16 protein-coding genes are annotated in these 14,358 nt (G+C 53.1%); 10 read left to right on the forward strand and 6 right to left on the reverse strand.

Annotated features, from left to right (window positions below):
* The first annotated feature begins 65 nt into the window (after positions 1–65).
* The 3 genes from NBZ79_RS15330 (at position 66) to NBZ79_RS15340 (ending at position 2,556) form a co-directional block, all read left to right on the forward strand.
* Entirely contained in the window at positions 66–1,004 is a 939-nt protein-coding gene (locus NBZ79_RS15330; protein ID WP_251933418.1) for a LysR family transcriptional regulator, read from the forward strand.
* Between the two features lie 172 nt (positions 1,005–1,176).
* Complete coding sequence (locus NBZ79_RS15335) at positions 1,177–1,470, forward strand: hypothetical protein (protein WP_251933419.1); 294 nt, start codon at positions 1,177–1,179, stop codon at positions 1,468–1,470.
* Between the two features lie 249 nt (positions 1,471–1,719).
* A complete protein-coding gene (locus tag NBZ79_RS15340; protein ID WP_251933420.1) occupies positions 1,720–2,556 on the forward strand; it encodes a DMT family transporter in 837 nt (278 codons plus the stop codon).
* Positions 2,557–2,563: 7 nt separating this feature from the next.
* Here the strand turns inward: NBZ79_RS15340 and mobA are convergent, their stop codons facing one another.
* Both mobA and NBZ79_RS15350 read right to left on the reverse strand, forming a co-directional pair.
* Complete coding sequence (gene mobA / locus NBZ79_RS15345) at positions 2,564–3,184, reverse strand: molybdenum cofactor guanylyltransferase MobA (protein WP_251933421.1); 621 nt, start codon at positions 3,182–3,184, stop codon at positions 2,564–2,566.
* Entirely contained in the window at positions 3,181–4,047 is an 867-nt protein-coding gene (locus NBZ79_RS15350; protein ID WP_251933422.1) for a formate dehydrogenase accessory sulfurtransferase FdhD, read from the reverse strand. The genes mobA and NBZ79_RS15350 overlap by 4 nt, the downstream gene beginning before the upstream one ends.
* Before the next feature lie 151 nt (positions 4,048–4,198).
* Here NBZ79_RS15350 and cysQ point away from each other — a divergent pair, with 151 nt between their 5' ends.
* Positions 4,199–4,969, forward strand: coding sequence for a 3'(2'),5'-bisphosphate nucleotidase CysQ (gene cysQ, locus NBZ79_RS15355; RefSeq protein ID WP_251933423.1), 771 nt, complete (start codon positions 4,199–4,201; stop codon positions 4,967–4,969).
* 6 nt (positions 4,970–4,975) lie between these two features.
* Here cysQ and acuI read toward each other — a convergent pair whose 3' ends face one another.
* Positions 4,976–5,965: an acrylyl-CoA reductase (NADPH) gene (gene acuI, locus NBZ79_RS15360; protein ID WP_251933424.1), complete on the reverse strand. Its 990-nt coding sequence runs from the start codon at positions 5,963–5,965 to the stop codon at positions 4,976–4,978.
* Positions 5,966–6,137: 172 nt separating this feature from the next.
* Here acuI and NBZ79_RS15365 point away from each other — a divergent pair, with 172 nt between their 5' ends.
* From NBZ79_RS15365 to NBZ79_RS15375, 3 genes are all read left to right on the forward strand, one after another.
* Entirely contained in the window at positions 6,138–6,401 is a 264-nt protein-coding gene (locus NBZ79_RS15365) for an usg protein (RefSeq protein WP_251933425.1), read from the forward strand.
* A 105-nt stretch (positions 6,402–6,506) separates the two neighbouring features.
* The gene (locus tag NBZ79_RS15370) at positions 6,507–7,397 is read left to right on the forward strand and encodes a halocarboxylic acid dehydrogenase DehI family protein (protein WP_251933426.1); all 891 of its coding nucleotides are present in this window, start codon (positions 6,507–6,509) and stop codon (positions 7,395–7,397) included.
* 33 nt (positions 7,398–7,430) lie between these two features.
* Positions 7,431–7,820: a VOC family protein gene (locus tag NBZ79_RS15375; protein WP_251933427.1), complete on the forward strand. Its 390-nt coding sequence runs from the start codon at positions 7,431–7,433 to the stop codon at positions 7,818–7,820.
* A 5-nt stretch (positions 7,821–7,825) separates the two neighbouring features.
* Here NBZ79_RS15375 and NBZ79_RS15380 read toward each other — a convergent pair whose 3' ends face one another.
* Entirely contained in the window at positions 7,826–9,082 is a 1,257-nt protein-coding gene (locus NBZ79_RS15380) for a M24 family metallopeptidase (protein ID WP_251933428.1), read from the reverse strand.
* 239 nt (positions 9,083–9,321) lie between these two features.
* Between NBZ79_RS15380 and NBZ79_RS15385 the strand changes: the two genes are divergently transcribed.
* Together NBZ79_RS15385 and NBZ79_RS15390 are read left to right on the forward strand one after the other, a co-directional pair.
* Entirely contained in the window at positions 9,322–10,329 is a 1,008-nt protein-coding gene (locus tag NBZ79_RS15385) for an NADP-dependent oxidoreductase (RefSeq protein WP_251933429.1), read from the forward strand.
* A gap of 47 nt (positions 10,330–10,376) precedes the next feature.
* The gene (locus tag NBZ79_RS15390; RefSeq protein ID WP_251933430.1) at positions 10,377–11,234 is read left to right on the forward strand and encodes a TauD/TfdA dioxygenase family protein; all 858 of its coding nucleotides are present in this window, start codon (positions 10,377–10,379) and stop codon (positions 11,232–11,234) included.
* 7 nt (positions 11,235–11,241) lie between these two features.
* On the opposite strand, the gene NBZ79_RS15395 is transcribed toward NBZ79_RS15390, so the two are convergent.
* Positions 11,242–12,441 carry a multidrug effflux MFS transporter gene (locus NBZ79_RS15395; protein WP_420854544.1) on the reverse strand — a complete coding sequence of 400 codons (1,200 nt, stop codon included), beginning with the start codon at positions 12,439–12,441 and terminating at the stop codon, positions 11,242–11,244.
* Positions 12,442–12,574: 133 nt separating this feature from the next.
* Between NBZ79_RS15395 and NBZ79_RS15400 the strand changes: the two genes are divergently transcribed.
* Positions 12,575–13,705 (forward strand): MBL fold metallo-hydrolase, encoded by a 1,131-nt coding sequence (locus NBZ79_RS15400; protein WP_251933432.1) that lies wholly within the window; start codon positions 12,575–12,577, stop codon positions 13,703–13,705.
* Here the strand turns inward: NBZ79_RS15400 and NBZ79_RS15405 are convergent.
* Positions 13,702–14,334: a TetR family transcriptional regulator C-terminal domain-containing protein gene (locus tag NBZ79_RS15405; RefSeq protein ID WP_251933433.1), complete on the reverse strand. Its 633-nt coding sequence runs from the start codon at positions 14,332–14,334 to the stop codon at positions 13,702–13,704. The two genes, NBZ79_RS15400 and NBZ79_RS15405, sit on opposite strands and share 4 nt — an antisense overlap.
* Positions 14,335–14,358: the final 24 nt, after the last annotated feature.

The raw sequence follows: 14,358 nt of genomic DNA on the forward strand, positions 1-14,358 counted from the left end.
TCCCAGAAATAAAATTATCTTATCCTCACTTTACATAGGTAAAAATGCAAAGTATCTAGATAAGAATGCACAATCCCTGTGCACAAATACACACTGGGAGATTACCTATCTTTGACTGGAATGACGTTCGTTTCTTCCTCGAGCTCAGTCGCAAAGGTCGCCTGACCGAAGTCGCCAAGGCGTTAAAAGTTGACCACACAACGGTTAGCCGCCGGGTCCTAGCCCTTGAGGAAAAACTCGACACGAAACTGTTTGAAAGCACGTCACGCGGATTTGTTTTAACCCAAGCGGGGGAAAGATTGTTGCCGCAAGCTGAGGCCATGGAAAGCGCGTCGGCCAGTATTCAGGAAAACATCAGCGGTGAAAATAAAACCCTGACCGGCACCGTGCGATTGGGTGTACCGGAAGGATTTGGCAGTCAGTTTCTTGCCAAGGAACTCGCTGCATTTCAAAACAGGCACCCGGAAATTGAACTTGAATTTGTCGCCAATGACCGGTTTGTCAGTTTGTCAAAACGTGAAGCGGATCTTTCCATTACACTTGCGCGCCCCCAATCGGGACGCCTGATTTCCCGCAAACTGACAGATTATCGGTTGCGGTTATATGCGACAAAAGACTATTTGAAGTCGCACGCGCCGATTAATTCAATGGACGATTTGCAGGACCATAACTTCATCTCCTACATCGATGAGCTGGTCCCGGATCCGCAGCTCCTGTATCTGGAGGATGCCGTCGGAACACCGGCAGTGGGCTTAAAAAGCTCCAGCATTGTTTTTCAATTTCAGGCGACATTGGCCGGTGCAGGCGTCAGCATTCTGCATTGCTTCGTCGCCGATGAATATCCGGAACTGGTTTGCTTGCTGCCTCAGGAAATTGAAATTCAAAGGACTTTCTGGCTGAACACGCCCGAGGACATTCATGACCTTGCGAGGATTAAGGCGGTCAGCGAGTTTTTAAGCGATGTCGTGAAACGCCAGCGTAAAAAACTGATGGGCGAGAACTAACACTAGCACTTGCCTGTTTTGGCTGATATAATGGCTCCATGATACTCTTGTTCAACAATGTGAATGACCAACGAATTATGAGCCCGGCTCTGTAAGCTGGGCCGGGAATAAAGGTTGTGTCACAACCGCTTCCATAAGATCTCATTTTTTCACATTACACTGGATATGTATCATGTCTTCCATGACAGCCCTTAATACCCTGCCGCTGGTAAGCGATAACAACTTACAATCACGCCCTGTTCGTTTCTATATCACGGCGGAAATCGACCCTTCGGTGCTTCCCCGTATCCTCGAAAATTTTGCGCTTCGAAACCTTGTCCCGAGCCATTTGCAGGCACGGCGGGAAAATGACTATCTTGATGTATCCCTGACGGTCACCGGACTTAGCGACCAGGAGGCCGCACATTTGGAACTTCGATTACAGAATATTCTGCCCGTTCAAAGCGTGGAAATGGATCGGCCCTGAAATAAAATTCACTTTCCTTGTGAGCTGAATTCATTTCCATATGTATGCAGGGATGTAAAAACCGGAGTTATTTCTTGCTTTTCTCATCGGCTTCAGCATGCTGGATATAGTTCGATCTTGATCGAAGCAATTAATTAAGAAAAACAGATAACATTCGTCACACGACCCACTTCCATCCATGGGACAAATCCTATTAACGATCCAGCTGTAAACAGAATACGGGAATATTTTCTTCTGGGCCTCCTCGCCTTGCTATGGGGTTCTTCCTATCTGTTCATCCGTGTTGGTGTTGAAACAATTCCGCCGGCAACACTCGTGACCCTTCGGGTCGGCATCGCCGCCCTCGTCTTGCTTGTCGTGATTAAGGCCCAGGGATATTCCCTGCCCAAGGATTTGGGCACCTGGAAGAATTTGGTAATTCAGGCTTTCTTTAACAGCTTTGGGGCCTGGGTCCTGCTTGCCTGGGGCCAGCAATATGTTGAAAGCGGATTGGCCGGTGTTCTTAATTCGACCTCGCCAATTTTCGTATTCTTCATAACCTGGATCGTCACACGGCATGAGACGGTCTCAATTCGAAAGGTTTTGGGGGCGTTTGTGGGATTGGGAGGTGTGATCCTGATCATTGGTGTTGACGCTCTGCAAAATCTTGGCCAGCAGGTATTCGCCCAACTGGCAATCCTCCTCAGCGCCATGTTCTATGGCTATGCGGCGATCTTTGGCAAACGGTTCAGTCACTTGCCGCCAACCGTGACAGCGGCCGGTGTTATGGTCTCAGCGTCAGTCGTTCTTATTCCGGCCAGCTTGATTATTGACAACCCCTGGACCTTGTCTCCGTCCCTTCTCTCCCTAAGCGCCGTCGGCGCCCTTGGTGTGTTTGGGACCGCCGTTGCCCTGCTGCTGTATTTCCGGCTCATCCATACGCTGGGGTCGCTGGGAACCGCCAGCCAGGCCTATTTGCGGATGGGTGTCAGCGTTCTTTTGGGAATCGTTTTCCTCGGAGAGGAATTCTCTCTCGTGGTTGGGATCGGCTTGCTAACGGCGTTTTTGGGTGTTGCCCTGATCAATATGCCCGGCAAAGGCAAATAGAGACCAGTTACGCCAGCCGCTTTTTCGCCTCTTCCAGATCTTCCGGCCGATTGATATTGAAAAAAGGATCTCCTTCATGATCCCCCCAGACAACATTTACCCGGTTATACCGATCAGCGAATACCAGTATCTTTCGTAAATCCTCTTCAACCAACGCAATGCGCAAATCCGCCGCCAAGGACAATGGCCATAAAGCGATAACAGGGTGGACCCGACCAACTGACTCTGCCATCACAATGGTCTTTTCCGGCAAATCACCGAGGCCGGTCCGCAGGCGTGAAACCAAATCCTCTGGAATAAAGGGGGCATCGGTTGGCACGCTCAGCATATGGCTCGCCTTGCTCCCCATATTAATATAATACTCTAAACCGGTTAAAATACCAGATAAAGGTCCCGCGAATCCCTCTACAGAATCCTTAACAGTTGGTATTTTAATATTTTCAATGACTTCAGGATTAATATTAATATTCAATATTAAATCAGAAACCTGGGGCGTCACTGTTGAAACGATCCGAGTGAGCAGGCTTTGACCCGCTATCTCCTGCAAGAATTTCGACCCGCCCCCCATGCGTCGTGATTGCCCTCCCGCCAACAGCACGGCGGGGAACAGTTGATCTGGAGCAGTCATTGCGCGGCCTTTCGCTGGTGTTTCGAGCGTTCTTCGGGGATGGCATCGGGGTCCGTATCATAATTCAGCCGGCCTTCACCGGAGAAACAGATAAACCGCTTTCCCTTGGCACGGCCAATTAGGGTCAGGCCCGCTTGCCGGGCCAGGTCGACACCCCAGGCTGTGAAGCCGGAACGGGATATGACGATGGGGATCTGCATCTGCACCGTTTTAATCACCATCTCGGACGTAAGCCGGCCGGTGGTATAGAATATCTTGTTCTTCGATGGGATACCGTTTCGCCACATATATCCCGCTATTTTATCAATGGCATTGTGTCGCCCCACATCTTCCATATAAACCAGCGGTTTGCTCCCTTCACATAAAACACATCCATGGATGGCTCCCGTCTCCAGATACAAAGAGGGTTGCTGGTTAATTTTGCGGGAAAGGTCATATATCCAGGACGTATTGAGAACGGCGTCGGGATCGAGAGTAATGTCCTCGAACTTTTCCATGACATCTCCAAACACAGTGCCCTGGGCACAGCCGGACGTCTGGGTTTTTTTCTTGAGCTTGTCTTCAAAATCCGTTTCACGTTCCGTCCGCACGACGACAACACCCAAATCGTCATCATAATCAACACCGCAAACACGATCATCCTGATCCAGCATATTCTGGTTGAGCAAATACCCCAATGCCAGATAGTCCGGGTAATCGCCGATGGTCATCATGGTGACGATTTCCTGCGTATTCAGAAACAAGGTTAGCGGCTTTTCGACGACCACCGGCAAGGAGACCGAAGCGCCGGTATGGTCCACACCAGAGAGCGTCTCACTCAAATCCTTAGCTTTGGGGTCCGGTGATATGGTGAATTCTTTCATGTTCCTATAATGGTAGGATAATTGTCGCTGTAAAGACCGAGTTCGCTTTCTCTTTGTTATTTTTGATTTTTAAACTCAAAATAGTGACAGATGAAAATTTATCGATATGGTACAGCGCATCTTTCGGATCGGAATTTTGAGGACCGGCATTATGGATTTAGATCGCCCTGCCCTGACGCAGGCAATTACAGAGATGGCTCGACTTGCCGGGGACAAGATCCTCACCATCTATAATCAGGATTTCGATGTAAAAACCAAATCTGATGCTTCCCCGGTAACAGAGGCGGATGTGGCCGCGGAAAAAATTATCCTTGATGGGTTGCGGGCATTAACGCCTGACATTCCAATTCTCGCTGAGGAAAGCGCCGCGGCGGGTGATATTCCCGATTTATCCGGCGGGGTTTTCTGGTTGGTCGACCCGCTGGATGGCACCAAGGAATTTGTCCATAAACGCGGCGAATTTACGGTCAATATCGCCCTTGTCGAGCAGGGGAAACCGACCATGGGCGTTATTCATGTACCGGCCAAAAACACGTCCTATTTTGCCGAGGGTCCGGGGAAAGTCTGGCGGCAGGATGGCGACGCGGCTGCCCGGCCCATCGCCACACGGACCGCTCCTGACACCGGATTGACCGTCGTTGCCAGCCGTTCCCATCGAACAGCGGAAACCGATACTTACATAGAAAAATTTGAGGTGGCCGAACTCATATCCGCCGGCTCGTCATTAAAACTTTGCCTCGTTGCGGAAGGCGCCGCAGACCTGTATCCCCGCTTTGGCCGCACCATGGAGTGGGATATCGGCGCGGGTCAGGCCATCCTGGAAGCTGCAGGAGGCCGCGTTGAGACCGTAGATGGCGCGCCCCTGCTTTATGGCAAGGACGGCCATGACAACCCTTATTTCATCGCAAAAGGCCGATCATAAAAGACGTCAAGCGTTGACGTCGATGACCACACGGCCCTTGATTTGGCCTTTGATGATTTGTTCTGCCAAGGCCGGCAAATTGCTCATGGGCTCAACCGTAATCATGTCATCGAAAATGGATTTATCCAGGTCCTGAGCCAATCTTGCCCAGGCTTCCTGCCTGATCTCTTTCGACGCCATGACACTATCAACACCGATCAGGGAGACACCGCGCAGGATAAAGGGAAGAACCGACGTCGGCAGATCGGTTCCGGCCGCCAAGCCAACCGCAGCGACAGCCCCGCCATAATTCAGTTGAGCAATGACGGAGGCAAGGATACTGCTGCCAACACTGTCAATGGCGCCGGCCCAGCGTTCCTTGTCAAACGGACGCCCTTTGCCCATTGTTTCTTCCCGGCTGATCACCGAGGAGGCACCGAGTTTTTTCAAATAGGCGTGTGTTTCCTCGCGACCACTAGAGGCAACCACCGTGTATCCCAATTTCGCCAGCAACGCGATAGCAACGGACCCGACGCCACCTGCGGCACCTGTTACCAGTATTTCCCCTTTGTCAGGCGTTATCCCTGCCTTCTCCAGCGCCAGCACACAAAGCATTGAGGTATATCCAGCCGTCCCGATGGCCATGGCTTCCTGCATGGAAAACCCGTCAGGCAACTTAATCAGCCAGTCGGATTTCAGTTTTTGCTTCTGGCTGTATCCACCCCAGTATAATTCGGAAAGGCCAAATCCATTGACCACGACTTTGTCACCGGGCTTGAACTCATCGGAGGCACTTTCCAGAACGGTTCCGGCCAAATCAACCCCCCCAACCATCGGCAACCGCCGGGCAATTCCTTTGCCGGATACTGCCAGACCGTCTTTATAGTTCAATGTCGAATAGGATACCTCCACCAACACATCATTGTCCGGCAAATCGGCGATTGTCAGATCCTTGATGGAGGCTTGCTGCTTACCATCCTTGTCCTCAATGACCATGGCTTTGAATGTATCACTCATGAATTTTTCCCTGTTTTTGATTATTCGATTTGGCCCCTTATAAACCGATAAAGCACCCCGGCGAAACACAAAAAAGCGAGAAACAATTGATTGTTAATCATTATAAGCTAATGTTAACCCATGAGGAATTTTTTAAGCCTCATCGTCGCGTAACCAGAAATGGAGATTATTTATGCAGGAAATGGAGAAAAAACTTAATGGATTTGTTCTGACCACGGCCGAAATATTGTATCATCTGCCGGATTACCCAGAACTGCTGCAAACTTATATATGGCAGGAATATGATCAGGCTCCGTCTTATCCCACTTTAAAGAAATTCCTGGATTTTTGGGAAGCCAAACTCGATGGACGTCTTCATTCAGTCCGGGTCGCGTCCAACAAACTTATCTATCCAAATGAATTCCGGTTTGCCGACACAGAATACCAGATTCACTGACGATCACTCCGCAATTTTTTGATCGAGTAGTTAGACATGGAATTGAGACCCTCCGATTGCTAGACTAGGGTATGGAAAACATTACTCTTCACGTCTCATAGGTCCATGGCTGAAATCAATTTGTCAAATCTCGCGCGGCTTAAGCCTGCGACAATACCCCAAATTAATCCGCTGCCTGAATATCTCGCAACAGATCGTCTTCATTTAATTTATGAAGATACTAAATCTGTTCTCCAGGTGCCCTGGATGGGGGTCGTCACCATGGCATTCGCCCATTACCAGAATTTTTATGACACTCTTTGGGGCGGTCTGCGAGACCTGGCCGGCAGTGCCGAATTCATCGCAGCGTGCCGCGCCTTACGGTCGCATACGGAACAGCAGGCAACAAGCTTCGGATCTGCACGGATTTCTGATGACCTCAAATCCATGGGCTATTCTGACAGGGAAATTGACGATGTTCGGGAACAAATCGAGATTTTTTCCCATGGGAATATGCCCTATGTGCTGATTGCCACGGCGGCCCGGCTATTGCTGGAAGATTTCTCATTATCCTCGACGAAATTATGCACACCGTTTAAGGGCCGCCATGGTCCGACTACGTCAAACCACCTGACATTGATCGAGGCACATCATGCAGACGCACCCACCCTATCGGTTTATGAAGATATCAAAGCGACCCTGGGGTTACCTTTTGTGAATACGGATTATCGGGCGCTTGCCCGTTGGCCAAGTTACTTCCAGCTCGCCTGGAGCAATGCCAAGCCGCATATCCAGACTGCCGCTTATGAGGACGCTGTCACCTCAATCCATGACGTTGCCGTCAAGCAGGTGCTCTCCTTGCCCAACCCGGCAGGACTATCTGCAAAAAGCCTGAAAGCGGCGGCGGCTAAAGACGCACCGATTGAGGAAATACGGGAAGTTGTCCGCCTTTTCCAATGGCTGCTTCCTGGACTGGTCACCAATATCGCCTTGATGCAGCACCAGCTCAGACTATGATCAGAGGACAACCAATAACCAAAGGGTAGCCTTATGCAGCTTGATATGCTCGACCATGTGAATATTCGAACCGCAAACCTGGAAGAGATGGTCGACTGGTATACGGATATCCTGGGCATGACATCGGGAAAACGACCATCGTTCCAGTTTCCGGGCGCCTGGATGTATATGGGCGACAACGCCCCGGTGCATCTTATTGGCGTTACCGAGACACCGACCCACGAGACGCTGCAGATTGAACATTTTGCTTTTTCCGCCACGGGATTACCGGGCTTCCTCGAAAAACTGGAGCAAAGCGGGGTCGATTACGAACTTGGCCGGGTGCCTGAATTCGAGATCCTGCAAGTCAATATCTTTGATTATGACGGCAATCATATTCATATCGATTTTGTCGGGCCGGAAACAGATGGGCTGCCTGTGTAATCCGCCTAGCGCATCAGATCTTCTTCAAAGGGAAATTCCGAAAGCAATTCTATGCCGGTCTCAGTAATCAGCACCTGCTGTTCCAGCTTGACGCCTTCAGGACCGTTTTCTTCACCGATATAGCTTTCCATGCAAATGGTCATGCCAGGTTCCAGGATGCCGTCATATCCGGCATCCGCGTAATCCGCATGGTGATATAAATACGGATACTCACCGGTCATGCCAACCCCATGGGACGAGAGATAATATCGGTTGGCGTGGTATTTTTCCGGGATATTCCAGGCGGCATCCGCATACTCCTTGAAACTCATCCCCGGATACAGAATGCCCATATTGTAATGCACCTGCTCATGCGCCGTCTTGTAGAGGTCTCTTTGCGCCGGACTGGGTTTGCCGGGCCCGGCATGAAAGGTGCGGGAAAAATCTGAATAATAGCCAAAGCAACCAACCACGTCCGTATCAAAAGCGACAAGCTCATTTTCGCCGATCACCTTCGGGCTTGATTCCTGAAACCACGGATTTGTCCGGTTTCCCGAGCTGAGCAGCCGGGTTTCACAATAATCCCCGTTCTGGGCAATCACGGCCTGATGCATCACCGACCAGAGCTGATTTTCCGTAATCCCCGGACGAATGGCAGCCCGCAGACTGGCCATGCCGGCTTCCGTCGCCCGGAGAGACGCCCGCACGCATTTCAGTTCTTCAGTGGATTTTATGGCCCGGGCGCGTTCCAGCGGCTCCTGCGCGTCGACCAGATTGAACCCCGCAGCGCCCAGCGCAATGATGGCGCCTGCGTTCAATCGTTCCATGCCAACCGTGGCCTTCGGCCCCACCAGCGCGTTAAGATCGGAAGCCATTGCCGCCGCCCAGGCTTTTTCCCGTTCCGCGATTTGATCGCCCGCAGCCACAAAGCTCGCCGTGATGGCCGGACGAACCTCGGTAATCGTCTCTATCCCGTCCGCCAAATGCATACATCCGGTAAATTCATACAGAATGGCCTCTTTCGCCGTCAGGAGGAGATACCGGGACGCCTCGTTGCGGGCCGTAAAAACCTGCATGTTCCGGGTATCCGTGGCATAGCGGATGTTGACAGCATCGGAAAGAATACAGGCGTCGATTTCCCGTGCGGCCATCTCGGCACGCACACGTCCAATTCGATACGCCCGGACGGCCTTCACATCAACTTCTTCTGCATTGGGGTCCCGGTCATAGGTTGCAAAGCCCACTGCCTGCTCTTGATCGCCATGCCAGTCAAAGAATGTCATTTTTGTCCCCTCTTTCAGCTTAAATGCGACCTAAGCATGAAATATCTCCTTACCTTTGCCGGATGCCGACATCTGTTTCGGCTGGAACGACATCCTGCCCCGGCCAAGACCTTCTTGTTTTCTCTTCTTGCAGACGTATACTGAGATAAATGGGTCACGTTCCATCAATCAACGAGAACAAGGACAGGTAATCGAATAAAAGGCCTGTTCCTAAGTCAAACCCGCAGGAGATGCATTCCATGAGCGACGTTACACAAATTGTTATTCGCGAGCTGCCAACGGACAACTTGCGGGCCGATCATTTTGAAACACGAACGGCCGCCATGCCGACAATTGAAGACGGGCAACTCCTGGTCCGCACAATCCTCATGTCACTGGACGCTGCGAACCGGGCCTGGATGCAGGGCGCCACCTATCGCGAAGCCGTCAAGCCCGGCGATGTGATGCATACCTACAGCATTGGCGAAGTGGTGGAGAGTAAGGCCGATGGTTTTTCACCCGGTGATATTGTCGCCGGTGAAGGGGGCTGGGCCACCCATACGGTCATGAAAGCTCGCGCCGTCGCGAGAATTTCAGACTATCGTCCACTGACACATCATATGTCCCTGCTGGGCATCGCCGGAAAAACCGCCTATCACGGGCTGATGCATATTGGCGAGCCGAAAGCCGGGGAAACGGTTGTTGTCTCCGCCGCCGCCGGATCCGTTGGTATCTTTGTGGGTCAGATTGCAAAGGCCGTGGGCGCGCGGGCTGTCGGCATCGCCGGGGGCGCTGAAAAATGCGCCTGGCTCGTCGATGAACTCGGTTTCGATGCCGCCGTCGATTACAAATCCCCAACCTTTTTCAAGGACCTGCAAGCCGCCTGTCCGGGTGGCATAGATGTGTATTTCGATAATGTCGGCGGCAAGATACTGGAAGCGGCCATGTTCTTGTCCAATCTCAAGGCGCGCATTGTATGCTGCGGCGCCGTTTCGCAATATGATACGGCGGAGATGACGTCCCCTAAGGGTGTCCCCGGGTTGATCGTTGTCAAACGTCTTAAGATGCAGGGCTTTATCGTCATGGATTTCGGCGATCAGGATGCAGCCGCTCTGGCGGATTTATCCAATTGGTACAACTCCGGCCAGATAAAGGTGGTGGAGGATGTGCTGGAGGGACTGGATGCGGCACCGGCCGGACTGGTCGGATTGCTGAAAGGCGAAAACCGCGGCAAAAGAATGGTGAGGGTTGCACCTGATCCCAGCTAGCACTCATCACACCCTGCCCAAACAAGAGCAAAAAAAGGAGTAGGAAAATGACCTTGGAAATCACCCCGTTGGACGCTTCCTTCGGCGCCCGGATAGAGAATATTTCCCTGTCCGGCCTAAAAGCCAAACAGGTATCGGCGTTATATGAGTTGTGGCTGGAATATGGTTTGCTGGTGTTTCCTGGCCAAAATCTTACCCGGCGCGAACAAATCACATTTGCCCGCCACTTCGGCAAGCTGGAAGTCAAAATGGTGGAGCTAAGCAATGTCAAGGAAGATGGTAGTCTGCGTAACGGCAAAGACGATGATATGGTCAAGATCCTCAAAGGCAATATGGGGTGGCATCAGGACAGCACCTATCTATCTGTACAAGCGAAAGGCGCCGCGTTTAGCGCCCATGTGGTCCCGACTGAAGGCGGCGAAACCGCCTGGTCGGATACCGCCGCGGCTTATGATGCCCTCGATGACGAATTAAAAAAACGCATCGATGGATTGTCCGCCTATCATTCTTTACATCATAGCCAGCAGAAAGCCGGCTTCACCCACAAGGCCAAAAAAGACAGTGAATATTCCGGCTACGGCCTGGGCAGGCAGAAACCACCCTTGCGTCCTCTGGTCAAAACCCATGCTGAAACCGGCCGTAAAGTCCTGACCATTGGCCGTCACGCATACGGGATCCCGGGTCTGGAGGAGGACGAGTCTGAAAAACTGCTGTCGGACCTGGTGGATTTCACCTGTCAGGCGCCGCGCGTCTATCAGCATAGCTGGACGGTGGGGGATATTGTCCTGTGGGATAACCGCCGCCTTATGCATCAGGGCTGCCCCTGGGATATGCGCGAACGGCGGGTCATGTTGCATTCCCGCATCGCCGGTGACCCCGTCGCAGAATTTGCCGCCCCGGCGTAACCAGCCGCTAGGCTGTATGGCGCCGGTCCAGCAGCCAAACCGTAACGGCGCCCATCAACGACATCAGGGTACAAAGCAGCAAGACGAACAGCAGGCCATAGGCCCCCTTTTCTCCAATGACAACGGCGCCGGTCAAGGTGGTCAGCAGCGCACCACCGCCAATGGTCAATGCCCCCGCGAGGCCGGCGGCGCTGCCTGCCAAAGCCGGTCGCAGGGATAGGATACCCGCATTGCAACTGGGCATGGTCAGTCCGTTGCCAATCCCGACAAAGACCAGCGCACCGAATAGGGTTCCCACGTTCAAATGCCCGGAAGCGACCAGTATCAGCGCTGCGATCACTCCGAAATTACCGACAATCCGCCCGGTAATCATCATGGTTGTCAGCGGAAATCGCCGAGCATAGCGCCCTGAAATAAAGCTGCCGAAGGCAAAGCCTGCCGTGATGGTACCCATGTAAAAACCGAGCACGGCCGGTGTCAAGCCCAGCAAGGTCACCGCGATCAGCGGTGCGCCGGCGATAAACACATAAAATGCCCCCGTGGAGAAAGCCTGGCAAATGGCATAGCCCCAATATCGGCGCGAGCCAAAAAGTTCGGGATAGGAGCGAAATTGCTGCGCGAAGGTTGCAGAACGTGTTTTATTGGTCTCTCCCAGATCAAACCAGCACAAGGTGAAAGCCAGCAGGCCAAATCCCGTATAGGCGAAAAAGCTGGCGCGCCAGTTGAATAATTCATCAAGGACACCCCCAAACATCGGGCCGAGCATGGGCGCCACCGCCATGGCCATGGTTACATATCCGATCTTGCTGGCGGCCTCTTGCGGAGCCGTGGTATCCCGGATCACCGCCAGAGACACGGCCCAGCCGGCAATCACCGCCCCCTGGCAGACCCGGAAAAACAGGAACAGCCAGATATGGGTCGATAGGGCACAAACCAGCGAGGAGACGGTAAAAATACTGACCGCCAAAAGCAGTACCGGACGCCGCCCATAGCGATCGGACAAGGGTCCCATGATCATCATCAACACCGCCGTGATCGCCAGATATCCGGCAATAGCCAGTGTCATGACGCTATATTCCGTCTCAAATTCCACGGCCATATTGGACAGGGAGGGCAGGAACATATTCAAGGACAGCACGGACAACCCGGTCAATATCACCAGGGTTATCATTCTGGGAGGAGTGGTGGCGGCGAGCACGGGACGCATACCTTTCAGGCGGGGTTTTTGCTTTTCCGCCAGTAAAGCACAAAACCTTCCTGCGTCCTACAATTCTTGATGATCTGAGGCAACTGCTTGCCACATCAAGGACAGCAGGATAGGGTTCGCGAAAGGAGACATTATGAAGCTTTGGGCAAAAATCACCTTATCCGTTGTTATTCTGCTGTTGCTGCTGGGCGGGCTTATTTATTGGCTGGGTGTCGAGCTTAGCGCCGATATTTCCGATGAGCACAGGCAACAGCTGGCAATGTCCAAGCAATATAAAGATGGCGCTTTCTTCAATCACGAGCGTCAGGCCCCCTATGAATTCAGCTGGAACTACCTGCAGGAACAGTTCTTTGGTAAGCAGGAACGGGTGCCAAATGGCGATCTGCCCGTCGTCCCGCTGGATCCCGAGAAATTGAGCGCACCGCCGGAACCGGGCCTGCGGGCGACTTGGCTTGGCCATGCGACTGTTTTGCTGGAGCTGGATGGCCAGCGTATCCTGACCGACCCCATGCTGTCGGAGCGGGCCTCCCCCTTTCAGTTTATTGGCCCCGAACGGTTCCACCCCTCTCCCATCGCCTTAAAGGATCTGCACGGGATTGATGCGGTCGTGATTTCACATGATCATTATGATCATCTGGATGAGGCAACCATCCGCCATTTGGCGCCGCAAGGCACAGATTTTTACGTACCGCTCGGTGTCGGATCGCATTTGCTCAAATGGGAAGTCCCGGCCGAACAAATTTTCGAACTGGACTGGTGGGATGAGGAAACCCGGGGCGATCTCAGTTTGGTGGCAACCCCCAGCCGGCATTATTCCGGCCGCGGATTGGCCGACTATAAAGGGACTTTATGGGCCTCCTGGGCACTGATCGGACCGCGGCACAGGGTATTTTTCAGCGGTGATTCCGGGTATGGCAGCCTGTTCCGCGATATTGGGTCTGGCGTCGGCCCGTTCGATTTGACCCTGATCAAGATCGGCTCCTATGGGCCCGGGCAATCCTGGATCGACATCCATATGAGCGCCGAAGATGCCCTCCTCACCCATCGGGATTTGCAGGGCCAGCGCATGCTGCCCATTCATTGGGGCACCTTTAATCTGGGCATTCATGCCTGGGATGAACCTATCCGCCGGGCCACCGCCGCCGCCCTGGAAAAGCAGGTGGAAATGCTCACCCCAAAACTGGGGGAAGAGGTGGACATCAACCGGCCTTATACAAATAGTCCGTGGTGGGAAAGCGTCGGGCCGGCAAAGAGCACGCCTTAAGGCTGGTATCCTATAAGCAGATGCCGCCAGCCCGCCCGGCCTCTTTCGAATGCTTTCCGGTTTCCATAAAGCTGGTAATGCCAATTGGCGGACATTCCGATGGCGTTCAGTTCGAACGCCAGCTGTTCAGGATCGGTATCAGAGGCCAGATCGCCGTCCCCTACCGCCGCGCTCACATTATGCGCGAGCACGGCCAGCCATTCCTGCAAGGCCTGGGCAACCGCGTCGCGCACCGGTCCCGGCCGGCCATCCATTTCCAGCGACGCGGACGATAACAGGCAGCCACCGGTGAACGTGTCCGCGTCAAGATAGGCCATCCATGCCTCCCCCAACGCTTCGAGCCGCGGCAACCCGGCGGCGGCGGTGCGTGAGGGCCGCATCACCAGGTCTATCAATATTTTCCGGGTTGCCTCGATCACGGCCAGCTGCAGGCCCTGCTTCGAGCCGAACAAGCCATGGACACTGCTTTTCGCCGTCCCCAACGCCCCAGCAAGGCGATTGATGGAGAGGCCTTCAAGCCCGTCGACAGAGGCCAGCTGCAAAGCTTTTTCAAGGACCATTTCGCGACTGCGGAGCCCTCGAAGAAGGCGTCCGTCGGTTGGATCTGAGGTTGCGGTGCGGGGTGTCATTCTGTTCCGTTTCTTTATGGCTTG

This window comes from Sneathiella marina, from assembly GCF_023746535.1.
Classification (GTDB): domain Bacteria; phylum Pseudomonadota; class Alphaproteobacteria; order Sneathiellales; family Sneathiellaceae; genus Sneathiella; species Sneathiella marina.

What these genes read in the sequence shown, in the direction of transcription:
- NBZ79_RS15370 (WP_251933426.1), top strand. Translation starts at nt 6,507, where the DNA reads ATGGCTGAAATCAATTTGTCAAATCTCGCGCGGCTTAAGCCTGCGACA.
- mobA (WP_251933421.1), bottom strand. Translation starts at nt 3,184, where the DNA reads ATGACTGCTCCAGATCAACTGTTCCCCGCCGTGCTGTTGGCGGGAGGG.
- NBZ79_RS15330 (WP_251933418.1), top strand. Translation starts at nt 66, where the DNA reads ATGCACAATCCCTGTGCACAAATACACACTGGGAGATTACCTATCTTT.
- NBZ79_RS15375 (WP_251933427.1), top strand. Translation starts at nt 7,431, where the DNA reads ATGCAGCTTGATATGCTCGACCATGTGAATATTCGAACCGCAAACCTG.
- acuI (WP_251933424.1), bottom strand. Translation starts at nt 5,965, where the DNA reads ATGAGTGATACATTCAAAGCCATGGTCATTGAGGACAAGGATGGTAAG.
- NBZ79_RS15365 (WP_251933425.1), top strand. Translation starts at nt 6,138, where the DNA reads ATGCAGGAAATGGAGAAAAAACTTAATGGATTTGTTCTGACCACGGCC.
- NBZ79_RS15385 (WP_251933429.1), top strand. Translation starts at nt 9,322, where the DNA reads ATGAGCGACGTTACACAAATTGTTATTCGCGAGCTGCCAACGGACAAC.
- cysQ (WP_251933423.1), top strand. Translation starts at nt 4,199, where the DNA reads ATGGATTTAGATCGCCCTGCCCTGACGCAGGCAATTACAGAGATGGCT.
- NBZ79_RS15400 (WP_251933432.1), top strand. Translation starts at nt 12,575, where the DNA reads ATGAAGCTTTGGGCAAAAATCACCTTATCCGTTGTTATTCTGCTGTTG.
- NBZ79_RS15395 (WP_420854544.1), bottom strand. Translation starts at nt 12,441, where the DNA reads ATGCGTCCCGTGCTCGCCGCCACCACTCCTCCCAGAATGATAACCCTG.
- NBZ79_RS15405 (WP_251933433.1), bottom strand. Translation starts at nt 14,334, where the DNA reads ATGACACCCCGCACCGCAACCTCAGATCCAACCGACGGACGCCTTCTT.
- NBZ79_RS15335 (WP_251933419.1), top strand. Translation starts at nt 1,177, where the DNA reads ATGTCTTCCATGACAGCCCTTAATACCCTGCCGCTGGTAAGCGATAAC.
- NBZ79_RS15380 (WP_251933428.1), bottom strand. Translation starts at nt 9,082, where the DNA reads ATGACATTCTTTGACTGGCATGGCGATCAAGAGCAGGCAGTGGGCTTT.
- NBZ79_RS15350 (WP_251933422.1), bottom strand. Translation starts at nt 4,047, where the DNA reads ATGAAAGAATTCACCATATCACCGGACCCCAAAGCTAAGGATTTGAGT.
- NBZ79_RS15390 (WP_251933430.1), top strand. Translation starts at nt 10,377, where the DNA reads ATGACCTTGGAAATCACCCCGTTGGACGCTTCCTTCGGCGCCCGGATA.